We start from the raw sequence: 23,625 nt of genomic DNA, 5'->3' as shown, positions 1-23,625 counted from the left end.
GAAAGACCTCCCCAGCGATGGCACGATGTCAACGCATCAAACTTACGGAGCTACGCAGGTCTTAAAGAACCGCAGCATCTCCCGGCTCGCGTCGGGACCCTTTGCATCGGTATAACTGCCATCTTCGCTGCCGCCACTCCACGCATGGCCGGCGCCATGCACCACCCAGTGTTCGCCCAGCGGCTTGCCGTTGCGGCGCCGGTGCAGGGTGCGGGTGTAGCTGTGGCCGTCCGGGACACTGCCGGTATCCGTGGCGGCATCGCCCAGCACGCCATGGCCGTGCAGTTTCTGCAGCATCACCTGCTCGCCATTGCGCGGGTGCACGGTGCTGTCCTGGTCCCCGTGAAAGACGATGACGGGCAGACCGCCGCCGGCAATGGGTTCCGCTTGCATGCCCCGTTTCATGGCCGACAGCGCGGACGGTAAATCGCGCGCGGCGGCAAACGGCATGCCGGAATGAACGCCGACCGCATGGAAAATGTCCGGATACTGCGCGCCGACAATGGCCGCCATGGCGCCGCCGGCCGACAAGCCCGCCACATAGACTTGATTGCGCTTGACGGCATAGCGCGTCATGACCTGGTCCGCGATACCGGCAATGATTGACGGTTCGCCCTGGCCGCGTTGCTGGTCCAGCGCGCTGAACCAGTTCCAGCAGCGGTGCGGGTTGGCCTCTTGCGACTGGGCCGGATACACGACAAAGCAGCGCGCTTCTTCCGCCAGCGCATTCATGCGGGTGCCGGCGGCAAAATCGTCCGGATCCTGGGTACAGCCGTGCAGCATCACCACCAGCGGCAGCGGCTGGCCACGGTAGCCGCCCGGCACATACAGCTTGTAGCTGCGGGCGCCGGCGTGGTTAGTGAATTCACCGTGCAGGAAGTGGCCGGGGCGTGGTGCCGGCTGAGGGAACAGAGCGGAGAGGAACTGGCGCGTGACATCGTGAAATTGCGCGCGCATGTGGTCAAACAAATCGTGGTCGAATTTCATGGCTACCTCCAACGGTCGCGCTACGCCGTCCCGGACGGGATGGCGCAGCATATCAGGGGATGTCTCCGCTACTGTCCGCGTGGCGTTGGGTGCCATCTGCTGTCAGCGCCAGTATAAGAGCGAAATAGCCTCGCTTGTGTATGCTGGCGCACACACCATGGTATTGGTTGCCGGCGCTAGCTCACTGGGCCCGTACCGTGTGGAAGAAACGCAGCATTTCGCGGCTGGCGTCGGGGCCGCGCGCATCGGTATAGCTGCCGTCCGCGCTGCCGCCGCTCCACGCATGGCCGGCGCCATGCACCACCCAATGTTCGCCCAGCGGCGTGCCGTCCGGATGGCGGTGCGTGGTGCGCGTGTAGCGATGGCCGTCCGGCACACTGCCACGGTCGTATTCGGTCTTGGCGCCATGGTGCTGGTGCATTTGTTGCGCCACCACTTGTTCGCCATTGCGCGGATGCACCGTGTGATCGCGGTCGCCATGGAACACGATAATGGGCCGGCCGGCGCCCTGCGTGGCGGCGGCCTTGCCGGCCGCGCCCCGCTTCATGGCTTGCAGCGCCGACGGCAAGTCCTGCGCGGAAGCATACGGCAGGCCGGAATGCACGCCCACCGCGGCAAACACGTCGGGGTACAGGGTGCCGGCGATGACGGCCATGGCGCCGCCGGCCGACAGGCCCGCCACGTACACCTGGCCCGGGCTGACGGCATATTGCGCGGCAAGCTGCTGTGCGATGCCGGCAATGATGGCCGGTTCACCCTGGCCGCGCTGCTGGTCCAGCGCATTGAACCAGTTCCAGCAACGCTGCTGGTTGGCTTGCTGCGACTGCGCCGGATACGCGACCAGGCAGCCGTGTTCCTCGGCCAGTTCATTCATGCGGGTACCGGCCGCAAAGTCTTCCGGGTCCTGGGTACAACCGTGCAGCATGACCACCAGCGGCAGCGGCTGGCCGCGATAGCAGGCGGGAATGTACAGCTTGTAGTGGCGGGTCCCGGTCGCGCCGGCATACACACCGTCGATGAATTGCGCGCCGGGCGGCAACGGGCGGGACTGGCGCGCCTTGCGCATGCCCGGCAGGTCGAATTCCGGCATCGGCAATTTGCCGTCGGGCGACAGGGCGCCGAGTTTGGTCAGTAGGTCGCTGACCAGTGCTTGCGGGTCGGAATGGAGGCCGCCGGGCATGGCGTTCGGTGGCGCCCCGTGTGGGCGGGGCGTGCTGGACTGCCACGTTCGCTGGCTGGCGCCGTGGCCCGTGTCGGCGCGGCGGCTCGTCCCGGCAGCATGGCCTGCATCGGCGCCGCGACCTGTCGCGCCACCATGGTCCGCACCGGCGTGGCGGTCCGTAGCGGCGCCATCGCCCGTACCGGCGCGGTAGCCCGTAGCGTCGCCATGGCCTGCACCGGCACGGTGGCCTGCCTTGCCACCGTGGACTGTATCGGCACCAGGGACGTCATCGACATCATGGCGCGCATTGGCGCCGGCCGTGGTGGACGGACTGGCGCTGCGGGCCGCCGGCCGCGGTGGCGCGGGATTCAAGTCGCGCATGGGGCGCGAACCCGGCGGGGACATCGGCGAGGGCGCTGGCGCCGCCGCCGGTGCGCCCGGTGGCAGGCCGCCCAGCGCCTGCTGGATGGCGGCCGTGGCGGCGGCCGGGCCGTTGGCCAGCAATTGGCGGGTGGCCTCCTGCAGCTTGTTCAATAGGTCGTGGTTCAGTTTCATGCGGTGTTTCTCCCTAACGGATGCGCCCTGAGAGCGCGGCCCGCACTGGCGCGCTGGCATGCAGCGCGCCCAATACGGTGATCGATTCAATGGTGGCCAGCGCCAGCTCGGCCGGCACGTCGGCGGCAATGCTGGCCAGGCCGAGCACCTGGATTTGCAAACGCTGGCCGGCGGCCTGTACGGCTTCGAGGTCGGCGCGGCTGTAGTGCTGCATGCCCAGCACCAGGCTTTTGCGGGCGACGGTCTGGCGTACCACTTCGGCATGCTGGGCCAGCTGGTTGCGGATCGCGGTGCGGATCAGGTCGGTACGGTTGGCATAAAAGCCTTCCTGCACCAGCAAATCAATCTGGCCGAGGTCGACCGGGCCGAGATTGATCGTGATTTTTTCGGAATCTTTTGGTTTGAGTTCGTGTACTGCCATTATTGCTTGTCCTTTTCATATACCATCCGATGGCCATCCATAAACCATCCACATGGATGGTAGTATGGGACTAAATCACCCAATTGCAAGCACTATCGTGCGTTTTTTCGCATGCCTGCGCAGGCCGGTAGAGGCAATGTTCCAAGCCGTGGCGCGCTGCCGGGAAAGCGGGCGCGGTAAAATGCAGCATTCCTTATTGAATCTCGCGCAATGAGCACTGACATTCCAACTGCGGCGCCACTGGCGGGCGCCACGGTGCCTTCCCCCTGCGTCAGCCTGTGCAAAATGAACCGGGACACCGGTTTTTGCGAAGGCTGCCTGCGTACCATCGATGAAATCGTCGCGTGGTCGCGCGCCGATGACCACTTCAAGCGGACCGTGTGGGAAGAAATCCGCCGCCGCGAAGAAATGATCGATTTCGGATGACGCCATGACGGTATTGCATGACAACATCCACGTGTTCGAGCGGGGCTGGCTCTCGTCGAACAATGTGTTGCTGCTGGGCCGCAACGACGCCACCCTGGTCGATACCGGCTATGTGCTGCACGAGCAGCAAACCCTGGCGCTGGTACGCCACGCGCTGCATGGCCGCCGCCTGGACCGCATCGTCAACACGCATTTGCACTCCGACCACTGCGGCGGCAATGCGATCTTGCAGGCGCATTTCGGCAGCGCCACGCATATCCCGGTGTCGGAAGCGGACAACGTGCGGCACTGGGATGAAGACAAGCTGAGTTTCAAGGCCACCGGACAAACGTGCCCGCGGTTTTCATTTGACGGCACGTTGTCGCCTGGCGACAAGCTGACCATGGCGGACATGGAATGGGATGTGCTGGGCGCGCCCGGCCACGACGCGCATTCGCTGATGCTGTTCTGCGCGCAGGAAGGCATTTTGATTTCCGCCGACGCGCTGTGGCAAAACGGCTTTGGCGTGATTTTCCCGGAACTCGATGGCGAATCCGGTTTCGCGGAAGAACGCGCGACCCTGGATTTGATTGCCTCGCTCGATGCGCGCGTGGTGGTGCCGGGCCATGGCGCCGTGTTCACCGATGTGGCGCAAGCTTTGAGACGGGCCCGTACGCGGCTTGATTTCCTGTCCGGGAACCCGGCGCGTAACGCGGAATACGCGGTCAAAGTATTGTTGAAATTCCTGCTGCTGGAAAAGCAGCGCATGAAGGTGGAAGACGTGCCGACGCTGTTTGCTTCGCTGCCGATCATTGTGGCGGCGTCGCAGCGTTACCTGGGCAAGACGCCGGAAGAGGTGGCGCAGTGGACCGTCAAGCAACTGGTGCGCGCGTGTTCGGCGCGGATCGAGGACGGTTATTTGCTGAACGACGGTTGAGGCATCAACCGCCCGCGCCGGCCAACTTGACCAGGTCGGCGTCGTTGCCCTTGATGAAAATCTTGGTTCGTTCCATCACGCTGGCCAGCGCCGCATCATGCGCGCGTCCCTGCAGCCAGAACGTATCGGCGGTATAGCAGACCGGCGCAATATCGCGCCCCAGCATCGGCGGCAATGTCGCCAGCACTTCCTTCAACTGCGCATGCAAATTTTCCGGCGCCACCGCCACCAGCTCAATGGTGCCGCCGCCGTGCACGGTCCCTGCCACCGCATCGCCATGGATGAACACGGCCTGCATCTGGTCCAGCACCGGCGCCAGCGCGGCCTTGATGGCTTCGCCGGTGCCAAAGGTTTTCACGACGATGCCATGCAATTCCTCGAAGATCGGCGCTTCGTGGTTGACCTGGTAATGTTTTTGATTGCCCGAGCGCCAGGCGTGCAGCAAGCCCGATGCTTCCAGGCTGGCCAGTTCGCGCTGGACCGCGCCGGAACCGCAGCCGGCCAGTGAAATGATTTCGTTGGCGTAGAAAGAGCGGTAGGGCTGGCCATACAGGATGGCCAGCACACGTTGCTGCGTTTTAGAAAACAGTACGTCCGCAAAGATACCCATATTGGGCATCTTAGTACCCGGATTGGGTACAGTCAAAGAGAAATTGCTGACGAGAAATCCCGTCAGCGGCAGGAATTATTTGGCGTCTTCGGTTTTGATCGCCCACAGGCCCGGCAAGTTGCGCCAGTACCCATACGCATCCATGCCAAAGCCGACCACGAAGCGGTTCGGGATCGTGATGCCAACCAGGTCCGGTTTCACTGGCTTGGTCTTGCCGATCGCCTTGTCCGCAAACACGGCCAGGATCACTTCGGCGGCGCCCATTTCCAGCAGGCGTTCCTTGACGTGGGCCAGGGTTTCGCCTTCGTCGAGGATATCGTCCAGCACGATGACGGTGCGGCCGGCCACGTTCGAGCGGGGGATGACTTTCCACACCACCTGGCCGCCCTTGTCTTCATCGCCGTAGCGGCTGACGTGGATATAGTCGAATTCCAGCGGGAAGGTCAGTTGCGGCAACAGGTTACCGGTGAACACCACGGCGCCGCCCATCACGCCCAGCACCAGCGGGAATTCCTGGTTGTCCGGGTTGTTATAGCGGGCATTGAGCTCATCCGCCATACGCGTCACGGACGCATCGACAGTGGCTTTGTCAAAGATTTCTTCCGCAGTTTCGAGGAGGGCGCGTGCGCGGTTGTGGTGGAAGTCTTGCATGATTGTTATGTGTTATGACAGCTGGTAGGAAGGCATTATTATCCGCCATATCCCGCCAGCCTGCTCCCACGTTGGAGGAAAGCCACAAAAATCACGAATAGTCGCGTACGTCGTCGATCACCTTGCCATCATTCGGCAAACTTCCCCGAACTGCGAATTGCACCTCGCCCCGCAGCTTGGTCAGGTCCCGTATAGTCTCTATGATGGGTGGTGCATAAGCGGCGGTCGGGTTGTCCACTTCGCAATGCAGGGTCATCACGTCGTTGGACACGCGGCCGGACACCACCAGCCGCGCCTTCAGGATTTCCGGATGGCGGCGGGCGATTTCATTGACCTGGGCCGGATGCACGAACATGGCGCGCACCTTGGTGGTCTGGTCGGCGCGGCCCATCCAGCCGCGGATGCGCACGTTGGTGCGGCCGCACGGCGAGGGACCAGGATCGGTCAGGACCGCCGACAAATCGCCGGTGCCGAAACGAATCAGCGGATAATCCGGATTGAAGACCGTGACCACCACTTCGCCCACCTCACCGGGCGCCACCGGCTCGCCGCTGCCGGGGCGGACGATTTCCAGCAAGATGTCTTCATCGACCACCATGCCGGGATGCACCACGCCATCGGTACTGGTTTCATAGGCCATGCTGCCGGCGTCGGCGGAAGCATACGCTTGCAGCACGCAGGGCACGCCATGGTCGATCAGCCAGCGCCGCAGCGACTCGGGCAGCGCTTCGGCACTGACCAGCGCATGTTTCAGGCATGAGATGTCGGCGCCCATGTCGCGCGCTTTTTCAATGATGATCTTCAGGAACGATGGCGTGCCGACGTAGGTGTCGGGACGCAGCATCGTCATGGCTTGCACCTGTTGTTCGGTCTGGCCGCTGCCGGCAGGGATCACGGCGCAGCCCAGGTGTGCGGCGCCGCTTTCCACCATGAAGGCGGCCGGTGTGAAGTGGTAGGCGAAGCAATTTTGCAGCAAGCCGCCGGAACGCACGCCGGCCGCATACAGGGGCCGCGAAAAGCGCCACCAGTCGGCGCCCACGCCTTCCGGGTCGAAGATCGGGCCGGGCGACATGTACACGCGCCGCAACTGGCCGACCGGCGTCGCATTCAGGCCGCCAAACGGGCGCTCCTGCTGCTGCAACGCTTTCAGGTCGGACTTGCGCGTGACGGGCAGGGCGGCCAGCGCCTTGCGGCTGTGAATATCGCGCGGATCGATGCCGGCCAGGATGCGGCCCCAGCCCGGCGCGCTTTGCGCACGCGCCACCAGGCCTGGCAGGCGCGCCAGCAATTCGCCTTCACGCTGTTCGGGATCACGCGTTTCCAGGCTGTCCAAGGTATCGCCCAAGGGCGCGCCGCTAGGGGTATCGCTCATGTCACGCACCTTTGCTTTCTCCGATTTCCCGTTGCAGTTTCTTGGTCAGTTTGCCGAACACCAGTTCGTACGAACGTTTCAGTAATGCCGCCGCTTCGGCGTCGCTGACTGCCTTCACATCTTCGATCAAGACCCATTTGGCGCGCGCCAGGTAAGGCGCGGGAACGATGCCATTGCGGTCCGTCAGTTCGAGAAAGCGGTCATCGTCAACTTTGAAGCTGATGCCGCCGGAAGCGGAGCAATCGCCCGTCACCGCGAACATCTTTTCACCGACGGAAAACACCAGGTCGGCGCCCCATTTGATATCTTCTGTCGCACCGGGCAGGCTGCGGCACAAGGCCTTGGCTTTCTCGATATTCATGCGTTCCTTCCTTATGCCAGCCAGCGTTTGCGGCGGCGGTAAAACTTCATGTCGCGGAAGCTCTTGCGGCCGGCGCCGGACATGCCCAGGTAAAACTCCTTGACGTCTTCATTGCTGGCCAGGTCGGCGGCCGCCCCTTCCATCACCACGCGGCCGTTTTCCAGGATGTAGCCAAAGTCCGCGTAGCGCAGCGCCACCATGGTGTTTTGCTCGGCCAGCAGGAAGGACACGTTTTCCTTGGTGTTCAAGTCTTTGACGATGCCAAAGATTTCTTCCACGATTTGCGGCGCGATACCCATCGACGGTTCGTCCAGCAAAATCATCGACGGCTTGGCCATCAGCGCGCGGCCGATCGCGCACATTTGCTGTTCGCCGCCGGACGTGTAGCCGGCCTGGCTGGTGCGGCGGGTTTTCAGGCGGGGGAAGTAGTGGTACACCTTGTCGAGCGACTCGCGCAATTCCGCGCGGCTCTGGCTGCGCGTATACGCGCCGGTCAGCAGGTTTTCCTCGATCGTCAGGTGGCCGAAGCAGTGGCGTCCTTCCATCACTTGCGACAAGCCCCGCTTCACCAGTTCATTCGGCGTCAACTGGTCGACGCGCTCGCCCTTGAAGGTGACTTCGCCCTTGGTGACGTCGCCCCGTTCGCCGCGCAGCAAGGTGGAAATGGTTTTCAGGGTGGTGGATTTGCCGGCGCCATTGGCGCCCAGCAGCGCGACGATTTTCCCTTGCGGGACTTGCAGCGACACGCCTTTCAGCACGAGGATCACGTGGTCGTAAATCACTTCCACGTTGTTGACCGACAGGTAGGGCTGCACGGCATTGGCCGCGGCGGCGGTTTCTGGAGCGGTGGCGGTGTTCATGGATGCTTTTTCCTATGTGAGTGCCCGGCCTGAAGGCCCGGCACCCATGTTGTCAAAATTGCGATGACGGCGCCGCCCGCAGGCGACGCAACGATCGATTAAGACTTGGCGCAGGCCGGCGTGATCTTTTTCTCTTCCGCATATTTGGCGGAAGATTCCTCGACCAGCTTGCGGGTCAGCGCCTTGTCGCCCACCACCCAGTTTGGCGTGATGGCGTTCCACTTGGCGCCGTCCCACTGCTGCACCTTGACGGCGCCCGATCCCTCGTGGTCGTCACACGAGGTTTTCACCGGCGGGAACATGCCGAAGGCGCCCAGCGCTTTCTGGCGCGCGTCGTCGATGTTCATGTTTTCCAGGCCCCAGCGCACTTGTTCACCCGTCATCGGCTTGCCCTTGCCGAATTTCTCCTGCGCCTGGCGGATCGCTTCGGTCCACAGGATGCCGGCCGTCATGCCGCGCATGTGGTACACGGAGCCGATGCGGGCCTGGTCGGATAGGTTGCCTTTGCCGGCCGCGTATACCTTCTTCTTCAATTCATCAATGACGGGATAGTTGCCCGGCGTATTAAAGGTCATCGCGGTGTAGCCTTTGGCCGCGTCGCCTGCCGCCACCGTGTCGTCTTCCGAACCGGCCCACCACACGCCCAGCATCTTGTCGCGCGGGAAGCCATTGCGCTGCGCGGTCTTGATGGCGACCGAGTTCATCACGCCCCAGCCCCACAGGATCACGTAATCGGGCTTGGCCTGGCGGATCTGCAGCCATTGCGATTGCTGTTCGCTGCCCGGTGGCGCGACGGGGATCTTGATCAATTCAAAGCCGTGCTGCTTGGACAGCGCTTCCAGCACCGGCAAGGGTTCCTTGCCGAATGCGGAATCGTGGTACAGGTGGACGATCTTCTTGCCTTTCAGCTTGTCGATGCCGCCGCTCTTGTCGCCCAGGTATTTGATCATGGCGGCCGCCTGGTTCCAGTAGCTGGTGATCAGCGGGAACACATACGGGAACACTTTGCCGTTGGCGGCGTCCGAGCGGCCATAGCCCAGGGTCGTCATTGGCACCTTGTCGGTGGCCACGCGGTCCAGGATGCCGTAGGCGATGCCGGTCGACAGCGGTTCCACCAGGGTGGCGCCGCCATTCTTGGTTTTCATGCGCTCATAGCATTCGACGCCGCGCGCCGCGTTGTATTCGGTTTCGCACTCTTCCCACGACAGCTTGACGCCATTGATGCCGCCATTGGCGTTGACGAGGTTGAAGTAATCGATGATGCCGCCATAAAAGCCGGAACCGCCCGAGGCATAAGGGCCCACGCGGTATGAAGGCAAGGCGATGAATTGGTCGGTCGCGGCGAAGGCGCCGCCCGCAGTGGCAAGCAGGACAGCAGCAGCAATGGTTTTTACGTATGCCATGTTCAGGTCTCCTAGGTTGGTTGTACGCTCAGTGCGGGAAAGGCCACAGGCGCAATTTTTCTTTACCGATTTGCCACAAACGCGCCAGACCGTGGGGTTCCACGATCAGGAAGAAAATAATCAGGGCGCCAAACACCATCAATTCCAGGTTGGACGCCACGCTGGTCGGCAGCGCAAGGCTGTGGGCCAGGATGTTAAGGAATACTGGCAGCAACACGATAAACGCGGCGCCCAGGAAGCAGCCGAGGATGGAACCGACGCCGCCGATGATGATCATGAACAGGATGCGGAACGACAGTTCCAGGTTGTATGCTTCCGGCTCCACCGTGCCGAGGTAGGCAAACGCATACAGCGCGCCGGCCACGCCGCAATAGAACGAGCTGACGGCAAACGCCAGCAGCTTGGTGCGCATCAGGCGGAAACCGATCACTTCTGCCGCCACGTCCATGTCGCGCACCGCCATCCACGAGCGGCCCACGTTCGAGCGCACCATGTTTTTCGCCAGCAGCGCCATCACGGCCACCACCAGCAAGACCAGCACGTATTTGGTGGCCGGGGTATCGAACGCAAAGCCGAGGATTTCAATCTTTTGCGCGGTGATGACGCCCGATGAACTGTAGTTGGTGAGCCAGCCGATTTTCGTCAGGCACCAGACCACAAAGAATTGCGTGGCCAGGGTGGCCGCCGCCAGGTAAAAGCCACGGATGCGCAGCGAGGGCAGGCCGAACGCAATTCCGACCAGGGCTGCGCACAGGCCGCCCAGCACGAAAGCCAGCAAGATCGGTATGCCGGGAATGCGCAGAACGAAGTTATACGAGGCAAAGGCGCCCACCGCCATGAAGGCGGCCGTCCCCAGCGACAGCTGGCCCGCATAGCCGGTCAGGATATTCAATCCCAGCGCGGCCAGCGAAAAGATCAGGAACGGAATCAGGATGGCCGACAGCATGTAGGGCGACGCCACGAAGGGCAGGGCCACCAATGCCAGGGCCAGCGTGGCGAACAGCATGTTGCGGTCCTGGCGGATCGGCAGGATCTGGCCATCCGTTTCATAGGTGGTTTTAAATTGGCCGGTTTCACGGTAAAACATGGCTGCTCCTAAAGTGCTTCAAAAATTGTCGCAGCTAGGCGCGGCGACGAAGGCAGTACAACAAGTACGACGAGGAGCCGCAACGACGCTGCGGCGGTTTTTGAAGCACTTTCAGATACGACGGATGATTTTTTCGCCGAACAGGCCTTCGGGGCGAACGAGGAGGAACAGCAACGCCAGCACATACGGGAACCAGCCTTCGATACCGCCGCCCACCATCGGGCCGATATACACTTCCGCCAGTTTTTCCGAGGCGCCGATGATCAGGCCGCCGACAATTGCGCCCGGCACCGACGTGAAGCCGCCCAGGATCAGCACCGGCAGCGCTTTGAGCGCAATGAAGGTCAGGGCGAATTGCACGCCATTGCGCGCGCCCCACAGCAAGCCCGCCACCATCGCCACCACGCCCGCCACCGCCCACAGGATGGCCCAGATGCGCTGCAGCGGAATGCCCACCGCCAGCGCGGCCTGGTGGTCGTCCGCCACCGCGCGCAGTGCGCGGCCCACTTTGGTTTTCGAGAACACCAGCGACAGCACCGCCACCATGATGGCGCACACACCGGCCGCCATCACGTCGAATTGCGACACGATGATGCCGAATTTGTCGGCCAAAAATTCCAGCGGCACGTCTTCGATCGGCAATTCCAGCTTGTGGACCTGGTTACCCCACAGCAGTTGCGCCAGGCCTTCGATAAAGAACGTCAGGCCGATGGTGGCCATGAACAGGGTGATTTCCGGCTGGTTCACCAGTGGCCGCAACACCACCCGTTCGATGCACAGGCCCAGGATGATCATCGCGACGATGGTGCCGGGAATCGCCAGCCACAGCGACAGCCCGAATTTGTCCATCAGGCCGACGCAGGTCAGCGCGGCAAAGAACACCATCGCGCCCTGCGCGAAATTAAAGACGCCGGACGCCTTATAAATCAGCACGAAGCCGATCGCCACCAGCGCATACATGACGCCGGACAGCAGGCCGCCAATCAGCACTTCAAAGAAAAAGCTCAGGTTCATTTCGTCATCCCTTCAATGGCCGCCGAGGTACGCCTTGATCACATCCTGGTTGCTGCGCACTTCGTCTGGCGTGCCGTCACCGATCTTCTTGCCGTAGTCCAGCACCACCACGCGGTCGGAGATATCCATCACCACGCCCATGTCGTGCTCGATCAGCACGATGGTGGTGCCGAACTGGTCGTTGACGTCGAGGATGAAGCGGCACATGTCCTGCTTTTCTTCCACGTTCATGCCGGCCATCGGTTCATCGAGCAGCAGGATTTCAGGTTCCGCCGCCAGTGCGCGGCCCAGTTCCACCCTTTTCTGCAACCCGTACGGCAGGCGGCCCACCGGGGTCTTGCGGATCGCCTGGATTTCCAGGAAGTCGATGACTTCTTCGCACTTCTTGCGGTGTTCGATCTCTTCGCGCCGTGCCGGGCCCCAGTACAGCGCCTGCATCAGGAAGTTCGACTTCATCTTGAGGTTACGGCCCGTCATGATGTTGTCGAGCACCGTCATGCCCTTGAACAGGGCGATGTTCTGGAACGTGCGGGCAATGCCGGACTTTGCGGCCTGGTAGCAATCCATGTTCTTGCGGTGCTCGCCGCGGTAAATGATTTCACCTTGCTGCGGGCGGTACACACCGTTGATCACATTGAGCATCGAGCTCTTGCCGGCGCCATTGGGACCGATGATGGCGCGGATTTCGTGCTGGCGCACGTTGAAGGAAATATCGGTCAGCGCTTTGACGCCGCCAAACGACAGCGAGATATTGCGCAAGTCCAGGATTTCCGGGCCGATGCGGCGCGCTGTATTGAACAGCGCATCCGGTTCATTCATTTGCATGCTGTTCTCCCTTGTCACGCGGCGGCCTGCACGGCAGGCAGCTTTTTGCAATCCCGGATCTTGAGGTCGGCCGACACCTTGCCGGTGCGGCCATCTTCAAACTTGACCTGGGTCTCGATATATTGCGAGGGTTTGCCGTCATACAGGGCGTCGATCAGCACCGCATATTTCTCGGCCACGAACTTGCGCCGCACCTTGCGGGTGCGGGTCAGTTCATCGTCGTCCGGATCGAGTTCCTTGTGCAGCACGAGGAAGCGGGAAATTTGCGTATTGCCCATCAGCGGTTCGGCCGCCAGGCCCGCATTGACCTGCTCCACGCATTCCTGCATCAATTCATAGGTGGCGGGATGCGCGGCCAGGTCGGCATAGCCGGCATAGGCCAGCCCGCGCCGCTCCGCCCAGTTGCCGACCGCCCCCATGTCGATGTTGATGAAGGCGCAGACCTGGTCGCGGCCATGGCCGAAGGCGACGGCTTCCTTGATGAAGGGGAAGAATTTCAGTTTGTTTTCAATATAGTTCGGGGCGAACATCGTGCCGCAATTCATGCGGCCCACATCGGCCGCGCGGTCGATGATTTTCAAATGGCCTTCGCTGTCGAACATGCCGGCGTCGCCGGTATGGAAGTAGCCATGTGTGTCAATGGCTTCGGCGGTGGCGTCGGGGCGCTTGTAATAGCCATCCATCAGGGTGGCGGACTTCACCAGCACTTCGCCATTGTCCGCCAGCTTGACTTCCACGCCTGGCGCCGGCAGGCCCACGCTGTCGAACTTGATCTTGCCGTCCGGCTGCAGGCAGACATAGGCGCAGGTCTCCGTGGAACCATACAGCTGCTTGAGATTGACGCCGATCGAGCGGTAAAAGCGGAACAGGTCCGGACCGATGGCGGCGCCCGCCGTATACGCGACGCGGACGCGCGACATGCCCAGCACGTTTTTCAGCGGGCCATAAATCAAGACATCGCCCAGCGCGTATTTGAGCTTGTCGCCGAAGGCCACCGGCTTGCCGTCGAGGATATCGGCGCCCACGCGTTTGGCCACATCCATGAAGTAGTCGAACATGCCCTTTTTCAGCGCGCCGGCATCGTCCATGCGGATCGTCACGTTGGTCAGCAGGTTTTCAAACACGCGCGGCGGGGCGAAGTAGCAGGTCGGGCCGATTTCGCGCATGTCCGTCATCACGGTTTCACCCGATTCCGGGCAATTGACCGTGAAGCCGGCCACCATGGCCTGGGCCAGCGAGAACAGGCAATCGCCGACCCACGCCATCGGCAGGTACGACAGGATATCTTCGCGGTCGGTCAGCTTGTCGAAGCCGACGCTGCCGGCGCCGGCCGACATCAGGGCATGGTGGGTCTGGCACACGCCTTTCGGCTTGCCGGTGGTGCCGGACGTATACAGGATCACGGCGTTGTCGCTGCTGCGGCCTTCCTCGACCTGGGCTTCAAAGAAGCCGGGATGGGCCTTGTCATATTCGCGGCCCAGTTCCTGGACCTTGGCGAACGATTGCAATTCCTTGTGCGTGTAGTGGCGCATGCCGCGCTCATCGTCGAACAGGACGTGGGCGATGCGGGGGCATTGTTCCTTTAATTCCAGTAGCTTGTCGACCTGTTCCTGGTCTTCCACTACGGCAAATTCGATTTCCGCATTGTCCAGTACGAAGGCCATGTCGGCGGCCGGCGCATCCTGGTATAACGGGACAGGCACACCGCCCAGGCACTGGGCCGCCAGCATGGCCCAATACAGCCGGGGCCGGTTATCGCCAATGATGGCGAGGTTCATGCCGCGCTGGAAGCCCAGTGCGGCCAGTCCGCACGCCAGCGCGCGGACTTCGTCATTGACCTGGCTCCAATTCCACGTTTGCCAGATACCGAGATATTTTTCGCGGTATGCAGGCTTGTGGGGCCGCTCCTTCCCATGCTGCAACAAGCGGCGTGGAAATGTGTCCATTGCTGTCTGCACTTTCGTCTCCTTCATAGCCCCGGATGGATGAAGCTGCGATAATTGTAGATAACCTGGGTGCAGGGCCTTCAGGCCGGGCATCCACATATCAGACACATGGGTGCAGGGCCTTTAGGCCGGGTATCCACATCTTGTTGTTAAGTGCTTTTTAAGTGTGATGAATATTAGCCTGCGATTCTCAGCCATGTTGTCTTTTTGACGACAATCAAACCACTTTTTGACGTTGCCCAGCAACAATGACTACTAAGCAACCAACCCAGCATCCGACTTTGCTTGAATCCATCCACGCGGCGACGTGGGCGCCGGTGCTGACGCCCGAGCAAATGGCCCGTGTCAAAGCGGACTGTTATGAAGTGTTCGTCCCGAAAGGCGGCTTTGTCTGTCGCAAGGGGGAAGTCGTGGACCACTGGGTCGGGATCGTCAGCGGCATGGTCAAGATGAATAACTTTTCGCCGAACGGCAAAAGCGTGACGTTTACCGGCGTGCCGCAGGGCAGCTGGTTTGGCGAAGGGTCGCTGCTGAAAAGCGAATTGCGCAAATACGACGCCATGGCGTTGCGCGACAGCCGCATTGCCCGCATGCCAGCCGACACCTTCAATTGGCTATTGGAAACGAGCCTGCCGTTTAACCGGTTTTTGTTGATGCAACTCAATGAGCGGCTGGGGCAATTCATCGGCATGGTGGAAAACGAACGCTTGCTCGATGTCGATACGCGGGTGGCGCGCTGCCTGGCGGGCCTGTTCAATACCCACCTGTATCCCGGCACGGATCACCTGGTGCAGATTTCCCAGGAAGAAGTCGGCTTGCTGTCGGGCGCGTCGCGGCAACGCGCCAACCAGGCCCTGCAAGTGCTCGAGAAGGAGGGCCTGTTGCGGCTTGATTACGGCGGCATCCGGATTCTCGACCTCGATGGCTTACGCCATTTTGAGGCGCACGCGTCGCCTTGACGCTGGCGCCCAGGCGCGCATTGCTCCGGCTGGCCCGCCGCGCCCCCGCCGCTCCCGGTTTCCCTGCGAGGCGAATTCCAGACTGAAATTCTGTGTTAGTGCGCTAACACTGACAGGCGTATAGTTGGATTAAGCTGTGGCATGGCACTTACCGCGCATTGACCGCGTATTAAGCAAATACGAAGGAGCAAACATGGATACCCTGGCACGCCAAGTAGGTGAAACCCTGGTCGCACGCGGTACTGCCGCGGCCATATCCCGGTGGGGCATTTGGAGAGTCGCGGGCTGGTTGGGCGTGGCCGCGCTGGTCGCGTATTACCTCGGTTCGCGCTACCGGGCCCAGCATGCCGTGCCGCTGTTGCCGGCGCCGGATGCCGGCAAGGGCGTGCCGTCGCCGGACCAGGAGCGGCGACGTGTGCCCGAGTTAGATCCCCACCAGGACGAGTCGCGCACGCTGCACTGAATGGCCCGTGCAGCAGGGTGCTGACGTTGGGGCATATGTACGGGCACATAGTGCCCCGTAGCGGCATGCCGCAGGGTATGATAGAGCCAAGTAGACAGCACCACCCCGCTCATGCCCCAAACCGACCTTACCGCCATCGCCGGCCGCCTCGCAGCAGTGCGGGAAGCCATGGCGCGCCAACGGATCGACGCCTTACTGGTGCCATCCGCCGACCCGCACCTGTCCGAATACCTGCCGCCCCGCTGGCAAGGCCGTGAATGGCTGTCCGGCTTCACGGGGTCGGTCGGCACCCTGATCGTCACCGCGCACTTTGCCGGGGTGTGGACCGATGCCCGCTACTGGACGCAGGCGGAAAACGAACTGGCCGGCACCGGCATTGCGCTGATGAAAATCCCGTCCGGCGCCAGCACCCTGTACGTGGACTGGCTGGCCGATACGATGCGGCAAGGCCAGGTGGTTGCCACCGATGGCGCGGTGCTGGGTCTGGCGATCGCGCGCTTGCTGGACCAGAAGCTGGCGCAGCGCGACATCGTGCTGCACACGGAAACCGACATGCTCGACGAGGTGTGGCAAGACCGTCCCGGCTTGCCTTTGGCCCCCGTGTATGAATTGCTGGCGCCCTATGCCGCGGTGCCGCGCGCGGAAAAGCTTGCGGCGTTGCGCGCGGCGATGGCGTCGCATGGCGCGACACACCACGTGATTTCCACCCTCGATGACATCGCGTGGCTGTTCAATTTGCGCGGCGCCGACGTGCACTTCAATCCCGTGTTCGTGGCCCATGCCGTGATTGGGCCCGAGCGCGCCACCCTGTATGTGGCGGAGCACAAAATTCCCGCCGGACTGGCCGATGCGCTGGCCGCTGCCGGCGCCGATAGCGCGCCGTACGATGGCTTTGCCGCGGCGCTGGGCGCACTGCCGGAAACCGCCACCGTGCTGCTCGACCCGCGCCGCGTCACCTATGGCACGCGCCAAGCGCTGCCACCCGGCGTCACGGTGGTGGAATCCATCAATCCCACCACCCTCGCGAAAGCACAAAAAACCGCTGAAGAAGCGCAGCACGTGCGCGCCACGATGGAACAGGATGGCGCCGCGCTGTGCGAATTCCTGTGCTGGCTCGATGCCGAACTGGCCGACCATGCGCGCGCGCCGCTGACCGAAGTGGCGCTCGGTGAGCGCCTGACGCACACCCGGGCGCGGCGCCCGCATTTCATCAGCCCCAGCTTTGGCACGATTGCCGGTTTCAATGCCAATGGCGCCATCATGCATTACCGCGCCAGGCCGGCCGATTGCGCCGTGGTGGCGGGCGATGGCTTGCTGCTGATCGATTCCGGCGGCCAGTACCTGGGCGGCACCACCGATGTCACGCGCGTGGTGCCGGTGGGCGCCGTGTCGGATGAACAGCGGCGCGATTTTACGCTGGTGTTGAAAGGCTTGATTGCGTTATCCAGAGCCCGCTTCCCGCATGGCGTGAAGTCGCCCATGCTGGACGCCATCGCGCGCGCCCCGCTGTGGGCCGAAGGCATTGATTTCGGTCACGGCACCGGCCATGGCGTGGGATTCTTCCTCAACGTGCACGAAGGGCCGCAATCGATTTCGCCCTCGACCTTGCCGGAAGCGCAGACCGCCATGCTGCCGGGGATGATCACGTCGGTCGAGCCGGGGGTGTACCGGCCCGGCCGGTGGGGCGTCCGGATTGAAAACCTGGTCTTGAATGTGCCGGCTGGTGAAACCGAATTCGGCGCATTCCTGCAATTTGAAACCCTGACCCTGTGCCCGATCGATACGCGCTGCATCGACCCCGAGTTGTTGCGCGGCGATGAACGCCAGTGGCTCAATGATTATCACGCCGTGGTGCGGACGCGCCTGGCGCCGCTGCTCGATGGCGACGCGCTGGCCTGGCTGCACGCGCGTACGGAGGCTTTATGAGCAGTGCCCGTTCCACCAGAGCCAGCAATGCGCTCGACCGTTTGAAAGAGCGCAGCGGCAACCGGCTGTATTCGATGTCGCGCACCGGCAACGGCCATTTCTTTTTGACGGCCGGGCCGGGCCAGCCGCCGCTCTGCCCGCCAATGGAACTCGACGATTTCGTTGCCTTCGTCAATGCGCAAGGCCCGCAAAAGCCGCAGCGCATCAGCAAGCTTGATAAGGAATTTGAAAAGCAATTGACGAAGAAGCCTGCCGCCGGCGAGTAAGTTGACGGCTACCGCGCAGTAACCTGATGTGTGTTGAAAACTAGAAGAAAGAAGGAGTGCGCCATGCCCACCTATCACATCCTGTCCGGTTACTGGTCGCTCGGCGAGTTGGCCACCAACATGCTGATCCTGCTGAATATTTTCGGCGCGCTGTTGCTGGGCCTGGTGGTGGGGTATGAGCGCTCGTACCACGGGCGCGCGGCGGGCATGCGCACCTATGGCCTGGTGTGCATGGCGTCGTGCGCGCTGACGGTGATTTGCGGCTATCCGAACATGTGGTACGGCGGCAGCATGTCGCACCTGATCGCCACCGATCCCACCCGCGTGGTGCAGGGTATCGTGACGGGCATTGGTTTTCTTGGCGCCGGCGTGATCATGCGCGAAGGATTCAATATCAGCGGCCTGACGACGGCGGCGTCGATCTGGGCGTCGTCCGCCATGGGCGTCATGATCGGCCTGGGCTTTTATTTGGGCGCGATCGGTCTGGGCTTCCTGTGCGCGATGTCGATGATCTTCCTGTCCAAGGTCGAAGCGTGGCTGCCGTCGCGCCACGCGGTGGCGATGACGATGCGCTTCAAGGAAGGCTTTACGCCGGAAGTACAGGAGCTGCGGGCGATTGCGCTGAAACGCGGTTATGAAATCGCCGGCGGATCGATGATGATCAGCAGTGACCACGGCGCGCAGGAATGGCGTTTCGTCGCCATCGCGCTCAGCAAGCGTTCCGGCGCGACGATGGCGGAACTGGCAAAGGAAATGTCGCAGTTCGACGGACTGGATGGATTCCAGTTATCGCACGCGCGCAACTGAAGGACGGACAATGGAATTAATTGCTGCACAGGACGTGCTGGATTTCTGGTTTTTGCCGATCGGCGTCAAGGGACACAATACCCAGCGCCCCGAATGGTTCCGCAAGGATGACCAGTTCGACCGCCAGATCGCCACACAATTCGGTCACATCGTGGAAGAAGCCCTGTCGGGCGGCTTGCGCCGCTGGGATGACGAAGGCACGCAAGGCACCTTGGCGCGCATTATCGTGCTGGACCAGTTCACCCGCAATATCTACCGGGGTACGCCGCAATCGTTTGCCGGCGACAGCCTGGCGCTGGAAGCCGCGCTGGCGCTGGACAACAGCGGCGCCAATCAAACCTTGCCGCCGGTGCAGCGGATTTTTGCCTTCCTGCCGTTCGAACATGCGGAATCGCTGTCGATGCAGCAGCGTTCAATGGATTTGTATGACATGCTGCGCGTGTCCGCGCCAGGCTTTGACAGCACCTATGACTATGCGCGCCGCCATTTCGACGTGATCCGCCGCTTTGGCCGCTTCCCGCACCGGAATGCGATCCTGGGCCGTGAATCGACGGCGGAAGAGCGCGAATTCCTCAAGCAACCCGGTTCGAGCTTCTGATGCGCAGCTTGTCGATCATCGGCGGCGGCCATGTTGGCCGGGTGTTTGGACGCCTGTGGGCGGACACCGTCTTTGATTTGCGCGACGTGCTGGCCCGTTCGCTGCCGTCCGCGCAGCAGGCGGTCGCGTTCATCGGCGCCGGGAGCGCGGCCGACGGTTACGCCGCGTTGCGCGCCGCAGAGATCTACATGCTGTCGGTGGGCGACGACCAGATCGTGGCGGCCTGTGAAGCGCTGGCGGGCAGCGTATCGTTGCAGGGCGCGATCGTGTTTCATTGCAGCGGTGCGCTGGCATCGGACCGGCTGCAGGCGGCGCGTGCGGCAGGCGCGCATGTGGCCAGCGTGCACCCGATCCGCAGTTTTGCCGATCCCTCCAGTGTGGCTGCTGCTTTCAGTGGCACCTTTTGCGGGATCGAAGGCGATGCGGCCGCGGTCGCCGTGCTGGAACCGGCCTTGCTGGCCATCGGCGCCCGTCCGGTGGCGATCGACGCGGCGGCGAAAACCGTTTATCACGCGGCGGCGGTGTTTGCCAGTAACTACCTGACCACCGTCCTCGATGCGGCGCTGCGCGCTTACCAGGCGGCCGGTATCCCGGAGCCGGTGGCGCGCGAACTGGCGCAACCGCTGGCATCGGAAACCCTGGCCAATGTGTTTCGCCTGGGCGCGGCGCCCGCGCTCAGTGGTCCGATTGCACGCGGCGACATGGCGACCGTGGCGCGCCAGCAGCAAGCCGTGACGGCCTGGGATGGACCGACCGGGGAGCTGTACCAGGCGCTGGTGGCCCCTACTGTGGCGCTGGCGCACCGAAAGCACAACAGTTAAATCGTCCCTTGGTGCATGTTGCTCATGCGCATTGCCGAATTCCTTGTAAATCCTCGGCGAAAGCAATAAGCTTAATTGTTGGAATATATTTGGATCAGAAAAACAAGTCAGGAAGCGCGCCCAGGATGGCGTTGCCCAGCAGAGGATAGAGGATAGAACATGTTATTTCTGAAAAGCACTTCGGTTACCAAGGCGCCCGGTATTTACGATGTGGACATCGCCGCCAAGCCGCCTGGCAAGACCTTTGGCGTGTATATCGCCACCGATCCGGACAATCCACCGGCGGACGTGATTGCCGCGCTGAAGGCCGCTGGCTTTGAAAACACGCACAGCTCCGGCTATACGCACAAAGACCGCGGCAAAGTACTGGATTTGCACTTCCAAAAAGACGGCACCGACCTGTTCAAAGGCTGGAAACCGGAAGAAAACGCAGCCAATATGGCTGTCATCACGAAAGTGTTTGCCGATGTCGGCATTACCATCACGCCCCGCGTGATGTCGCTGGCCGAAGCGTACGCCTGATCTTCCTGCAGTCTGACGTCCTCCCTGATCCGGACGTCAGACCGGCAAGCCTAGACCACCACTGCCTGTACTTCCACGTGATATAAACCCCACGGGCAAGAACCGAAACGTTCCGCCACGGGTTTCTTTGCCATGTCCGGCACTTTATCCGCGTCATACACGGCCCACAGCGGACCCAGTCCGCCCAGCGCAATCGGCGCGCCTTCCAGGTGCGTGGCGATGATGTAGCGCTGCGCCCGCGCCTGCGCCACCGTCACACTGGCCGCATAGCCATCCACCGCGCGCAAGGCGATGGTGCTGTTTTCCGTCAAGGTTGCGCCGGCGGCTTTTAAGACATCGACCAGCAGCGGCCCCTTCAGCGTATGCGGTTTGCTGTCGTATTCCAGCGTCGGTTTGATGGTGATGGCGGGCAGCGCCGCCAGCATCGCGAAATCAAACACATAAGCCTTGGTAAAACTCACCTTGTGCTTGACCAGCATCTGGTCGAAGCCGCCCGGATCAAGCGGGCCACGGTTGGGTTTGCTGATCGGGCCGGTCACTGTCAACAGCACGGGACCGCTGGTTTTGACGGGGGCGGCGCTGGCGGTGGCCAGCACGGGGAGCGCGCTTGCCGCAGCAAGCGCGCCAAAGAATTGGCGTTTTTTCATGCTGATATCATACCGGCTATGGACTTGTTTGCCGATCAGAACACGACACTGGACGCCATTCCCATCGAGGATGGCGAACTGTATTTCATGCCGCGTTTACCGCTGGCGCAAGACCCGGACACCGTGATGCGGCGCCTGGTCGAGGAAACGCCGTGGCGCGCGGAATCGATCACCTTGTACGGCAAATCCATGCTGCAGCCGCGCCTGAGCGCCTGGCATGGCGACCCGGCAGCCCGCTACACGTATTCGGGCACCACGTTCGAGCCGCAACCGTGGACGCCGCTGCAGCTGGAAATCAAACACGCGGTGGAGGCCGCCACCGGCCGCCGCTTCAACAGCGTGCTGCTGAACTATTACCGCAACGAGCAGGACAGCATGGGTTTCCACAGCGATGACGAGCGCGAACTGGGCCGCGATCCCGCCATCGCGTCGGTGAGTTTCGGCGCCGCGCGCACGTTCATCCTCAAGCACAAGAGATTGCCGAAGACCGTCAAGATCGCGCTGGGCGATGGCAGCCTGCTGCTGATGGCGGGCGCGTTGCAGCACCACTGGCGGCATGGCATCAACAAGGAAAAAACGCCGCGCGGCGCGCGGATCAGCCTGACTTTCCGCAATATTCTAAGCTTAACTTAAGCCTAACTTAAGCGAAAAGCCGTCATCTTGTGGCGATCTTCTTCGTTTCAATAGCGATTACAACTCGTGACAATTCTTACGGAATCCCTAACGACGTAGGCAAATGCTCGATGCTATCTTGCCTACATCGCGATTCCGTGAAATTGCGATCCTAAGCAAACCCAACCAATACTTTGCGAAAGATCGAACAACATGAAAAAAATTCTGACTGCCCTGATCGTCTCTGCTACCGCCTTTGGTGGCGTTTCCGCTGCTTATGCCGCCGATGATGTCGGTCCTTACGCCGGTGTCGGCGTGGTGACCAGCAAGCACAAGTACAGCCTGTCGAACGACACCAGCAACGGCGACCGCAACAGCAATGAATGGTCCGGCAAGATTTATGGCGGCTACCAGTTGAACAAGAATTTCGCCGTGGAAGGCGGTTATACCGACTTCGGCAATTCCGACTACAACTACAGCGTGGGCACGGCTGCCGGCCACATCGACAGCAAGTCGCATGCGTTCTACCTGGCCGGTAAAGGCAGTGTGCCGATCAACCAGCAATTGTCCGTGTTCGGCAAGCTGGGTGTCGCGTACAACAAGAATGAAGTGCACGGCACCGGCCTGGCCGCGCCTTACGCGGCAGGCGACAACAACCGCAGCAACCTGTATGCCTCGGTCGGCGGTGAATATGCGCTGAATGAAAAGGTATCGCTGTCGCTCGAGTACGAACACTACGGCAAGAACGCCATCGACCAGGGCCGCAAGAAAGGCGCGGTTTCGCTGGGCGCCCGCTACAACTTCTGATCTTCTTGATAAAGGGGCCAGGCCCTGTAATGTCGAGTTGATGCGTACTGTATGAAAAATGGCGCCTTTTGGCGCCATTTAGCTATTTACATTCCAGGGCACGTGGTTTTTTGCAGTGGGAAATCGATCCCCCTGGTTTTCCCCTTCATGGTGCCCTCGATCCGTGCCTGCAAGCGGTCGCCGTCGCGCTTGTAAATGATCCGCTGCGGAAAATCGTGCTGCGGATTTTCAAACACCACGTGCTGGCCGTCCAGGCTGGCCAGTTTAAACGCCGCTTCCGGCTGGTTATGCGGTTTCGCCACATACGCCAGCTTGCCGTCCACCTCGCGGATCTGCACGGATTCCCATGCCACCGTCTTGCCATTTTTCACTGTGCGGCTCATGCCAAGCAAGGTGCCGCCGGCCGGTGCCATCCACTGTTCACCGGAGCCGGCTTCACCGCCACTGGCCGCCCAACAGCCGGACATCCAGCCCAGCTTGTCGGCAGTCACGTCTTGCGCCAGGGCGGCGCCGCACGCCAGCATCGATACCGCGGCAATCAGTTTACGCATGTTTTCTCCAATAAAAAATGGGACCGGCGAACCGGTCCCATTTTACTGCT

The 23,625-nt window shown here is 61.9% G+C and carries 27 protein-coding genes; 12 read left to right on the top strand and 15 right to left on the bottom strand.

Features of this window, described 5'->3' with window-relative positions; translation table 11 throughout:
* Nucleotides 1-42: 42 nt before the first annotated feature.
* The 3 genes from AC1RRC_RS12355 to AC1RRC_RS12345 form a co-directional block, all read right to left on the bottom strand.
* Nucleotides 43-987, bottom strand: a complete 945-nt coding sequence (locus AC1RRC_RS12355) for an extracellular catalytic domain type 1 short-chain-length polyhydroxyalkanoate depolymerase (RefSeq protein WP_493055768.1) — start codon at nucleotides 985-987, stop codon at nucleotides 43-45.
* Nucleotides 988-1,168: 181 nt separating this feature from the next.
* Nucleotides 1,169-2,704 (bottom strand): extracellular catalytic domain type 1 short-chain-length polyhydroxyalkanoate depolymerase, encoded by a 1,536-nt coding sequence (locus AC1RRC_RS12350; protein ID WP_493055767.1) that lies wholly within the window; start codon nucleotides 2,702-2,704, stop codon nucleotides 1,169-1,171.
* 13 nt (nucleotides 2,705-2,717) lie between these two features.
* Nucleotides 2,718-3,125: a CopG family transcriptional regulator gene (locus tag AC1RRC_RS12345; protein WP_493055766.1), complete on the bottom strand. Its 408-nt coding sequence runs from the start codon at nucleotides 3,123-3,125 to the stop codon at nucleotides 2,718-2,720.
* Nucleotides 3,126-3,335: 210 nt separating this feature from the next.
* Between AC1RRC_RS12345 and AC1RRC_RS12340 the strand changes: the two genes are divergently transcribed.
* Nucleotides 3,336-3,551: a DUF1289 domain-containing protein gene (locus AC1RRC_RS12340; protein WP_493055765.1), complete on the top strand. Its 216-nt coding sequence runs from the start codon at nucleotides 3,336-3,338 to the stop codon at nucleotides 3,549-3,551.
* Between the two features lie 4 nt (nucleotides 3,552-3,555).
* Entirely contained in the window at nucleotides 3,556-4,467 is a 912-nt protein-coding gene (locus tag AC1RRC_RS12335) for an MBL fold metallo-hydrolase (RefSeq protein ID WP_493055764.1), read from the top strand.
* Between the two features lie 4 nt (nucleotides 4,468-4,471).
* Here the strand turns inward: AC1RRC_RS12335 and AC1RRC_RS12330 are convergent, their stop codons facing one another.
* From AC1RRC_RS12330 to AC1RRC_RS12285, 10 genes are all read right to left on the bottom strand, one after another.
* A complete protein-coding gene (locus tag AC1RRC_RS12330) occupies nucleotides 4,472-5,077 on the bottom strand; it encodes a transcriptional regulator (protein ID WP_493055763.1) in 606 nt (201 codons plus the stop codon).
* Between the two features lie 75 nt (nucleotides 5,078-5,152).
* Nucleotides 5,153-5,728 (bottom strand): hypoxanthine-guanine phosphoribosyltransferase, encoded by a 576-nt coding sequence (locus AC1RRC_RS12325; protein ID WP_493055762.1) that lies wholly within the window; start codon nucleotides 5,726-5,728, stop codon nucleotides 5,153-5,155.
* Nucleotides 5,729-5,819: 91 nt separating this feature from the next.
* On the bottom strand, nucleotides 5,820-7,100 hold the full coding sequence (locus tag AC1RRC_RS12320) for a phenylacetate--CoA ligase family protein (RefSeq protein ID WP_493055761.1): 1,281 nt from the start codon (nucleotides 7,098-7,100) through the stop codon (nucleotides 5,820-5,822).
* Between the two features lies 1 nt (nucleotide 7,101).
* Nucleotides 7,102-7,461, bottom strand: coding sequence for an MmcQ/YjbR family DNA-binding protein (locus AC1RRC_RS12315; protein ID WP_493055760.1), 360 nt, complete (start codon nucleotides 7,459-7,461; stop codon nucleotides 7,102-7,104).
* A gap of 11 nt (nucleotides 7,462-7,472) precedes the next feature.
* Nucleotides 7,473-8,321 carry an ABC transporter ATP-binding protein gene (locus tag AC1RRC_RS12310; RefSeq protein ID WP_493055759.1) on the bottom strand — a complete coding sequence of 283 codons (849 nt, stop codon included), beginning with the start codon at nucleotides 8,319-8,321 and terminating at the stop codon, nucleotides 7,473-7,475.
* A gap of 98 nt (nucleotides 8,322-8,419) precedes the next feature.
* Nucleotides 8,420-9,724 carry an ABC transporter substrate-binding protein gene (locus tag AC1RRC_RS12305; RefSeq protein WP_493055758.1) on the bottom strand — a complete coding sequence of 435 codons (1,305 nt, stop codon included), beginning with the start codon at nucleotides 9,722-9,724 and terminating at the stop codon, nucleotides 8,420-8,422.
* A 28-nt stretch (nucleotides 9,725-9,752) separates the two neighbouring features.
* Nucleotides 9,753-10,811, bottom strand: coding sequence for a branched-chain amino acid ABC transporter permease (locus AC1RRC_RS12300; protein ID WP_493055757.1), 1,059 nt, complete (start codon nucleotides 10,809-10,811; stop codon nucleotides 9,753-9,755).
* Between the two features lie 111 nt (nucleotides 10,812-10,922).
* A complete protein-coding gene (locus tag AC1RRC_RS12295; protein ID WP_493055995.1) occupies nucleotides 10,923-11,819 on the bottom strand; it encodes a branched-chain amino acid ABC transporter permease in 897 nt (298 codons plus the stop codon).
* A gap of 18 nt (nucleotides 11,820-11,837) precedes the next feature.
* Nucleotides 11,838-12,650, bottom strand: a complete 813-nt coding sequence (locus AC1RRC_RS12290) for an ABC transporter ATP-binding protein (protein ID WP_493055756.1) — start codon at nucleotides 12,648-12,650, stop codon at nucleotides 11,838-11,840.
* Nucleotides 12,651-12,664: 14 nt separating this feature from the next.
* Complete coding sequence (locus AC1RRC_RS12285) at nucleotides 12,665-14,623, bottom strand: AMP-dependent synthetase/ligase (RefSeq protein ID WP_493055755.1); 1,959 nt, start codon at nucleotides 14,621-14,623, stop codon at nucleotides 12,665-12,667.
* A gap of 221 nt (nucleotides 14,624-14,844) precedes the next feature.
* Here AC1RRC_RS12285 and AC1RRC_RS12280 point away from each other — a divergent pair, with 221 nt between their 5' ends.
* From AC1RRC_RS12280 to AC1RRC_RS12245, 8 genes are all read left to right on the top strand, one after another.
* Nucleotides 14,845-15,555: a Crp/Fnr family transcriptional regulator gene (locus AC1RRC_RS12280; RefSeq protein WP_493055754.1), complete on the top strand. Its 711-nt coding sequence runs from the start codon at nucleotides 14,845-14,847 to the stop codon at nucleotides 15,553-15,555.
* 193 nt (nucleotides 15,556-15,748) lie between these two features.
* Nucleotides 15,749-16,018: a hypothetical protein gene (locus AC1RRC_RS12275; RefSeq protein ID WP_493055753.1), complete on the top strand. Its 270-nt coding sequence runs from the start codon at nucleotides 15,749-15,751 to the stop codon at nucleotides 16,016-16,018.
* Between the two features lie 111 nt (nucleotides 16,019-16,129).
* Nucleotides 16,130-17,944: an aminopeptidase P family protein gene (locus AC1RRC_RS12270; protein ID WP_493055752.1), complete on the top strand. Its 1,815-nt coding sequence runs from the start codon at nucleotides 16,130-16,132 to the stop codon at nucleotides 17,942-17,944.
* Entirely contained in the window at nucleotides 17,941-18,210 is a 270-nt protein-coding gene (locus AC1RRC_RS12265) for a hypothetical protein (protein ID WP_493055751.1), read from the top strand. Before AC1RRC_RS12270 ends, AC1RRC_RS12265 begins: the two co-directional genes overlap by 4 nt.
* Nucleotides 18,211-18,273: 63 nt before the next feature.
* The gene (locus tag AC1RRC_RS12260) at nucleotides 18,274-19,017 is read left to right on the top strand and encodes an MgtC/SapB family protein (RefSeq protein ID WP_493055750.1); all 744 of its coding nucleotides are present in this window, start codon (nucleotides 18,274-18,276) and stop codon (nucleotides 19,015-19,017) included.
* A 10-nt stretch (nucleotides 19,018-19,027) separates the two neighbouring features.
* Nucleotides 19,028-19,615 (top strand): DUF924 family protein, encoded by a 588-nt coding sequence (locus AC1RRC_RS12255; RefSeq protein ID WP_493055749.1) that lies wholly within the window; start codon nucleotides 19,028-19,030, stop codon nucleotides 19,613-19,615.
* The gene (locus AC1RRC_RS12250) at nucleotides 19,615-20,436 is read left to right on the top strand and encodes a Rossmann-like and DUF2520 domain-containing protein (protein WP_493055748.1); all 822 of its coding nucleotides are present in this window, start codon (nucleotides 19,615-19,617) and stop codon (nucleotides 20,434-20,436) included. The genes AC1RRC_RS12255 and AC1RRC_RS12250 overlap by 1 nt, the downstream gene beginning before the upstream one ends.
* 159 nt (nucleotides 20,437-20,595) lie before the next feature.
* Entirely contained in the window at nucleotides 20,596-20,958 is a 363-nt protein-coding gene (locus AC1RRC_RS12245) for a hypothetical protein (RefSeq protein WP_493055747.1), read from the top strand.
* 50 nt (nucleotides 20,959-21,008) lie between these two features.
* Here AC1RRC_RS12245 and AC1RRC_RS12240 read toward each other — a convergent pair whose 3' ends face one another.
* Nucleotides 21,009-21,605, bottom strand: a complete 597-nt coding sequence (locus tag AC1RRC_RS12240) for a putative pterin-binding protein (protein WP_493055746.1) — start codon at nucleotides 21,603-21,605, stop codon at nucleotides 21,009-21,011.
* A gap of 18 nt (nucleotides 21,606-21,623) precedes the next feature.
* On the opposite strand from AC1RRC_RS12240, the gene AC1RRC_RS12235 reads away from it, so the two are divergent.
* On the top strand, nucleotides 21,624-22,238 hold the full coding sequence (locus AC1RRC_RS12235) for an alpha-ketoglutarate-dependent dioxygenase AlkB family protein (RefSeq protein ID WP_493055745.1): 615 nt from the start codon (nucleotides 21,624-21,626) through the stop codon (nucleotides 22,236-22,238).
* Between the two features lie 192 nt (nucleotides 22,239-22,430).
* The gene (locus AC1RRC_RS12230) at nucleotides 22,431-23,024 is read left to right on the top strand and encodes an outer membrane beta-barrel protein (protein ID WP_493055744.1); all 594 of its coding nucleotides are present in this window, start codon (nucleotides 22,431-22,433) and stop codon (nucleotides 23,022-23,024) included.
* An 86-nt stretch (nucleotides 23,025-23,110) separates the two neighbouring features.
* Here the strand turns inward: AC1RRC_RS12230 and AC1RRC_RS12225 are convergent, their stop codons facing one another.
* On the bottom strand, nucleotides 23,111-23,575 hold the full coding sequence (locus tag AC1RRC_RS12225) for a DUF6265 family protein (RefSeq protein WP_493055743.1): 465 nt from the start codon (nucleotides 23,573-23,575) through the stop codon (nucleotides 23,111-23,113).
* Between the last annotated feature and the right edge of the window lie 50 nt (nucleotides 23,576-23,625).

The sequence above is a fragment of the Pseudoduganella sp. GW821-FHT12E03 genome (assembly GCF_058807115.1).
Note: the sequence above shows the minus strand (reverse complement) of the source record. Positions and strands in the feature narration are given on the sequence as shown.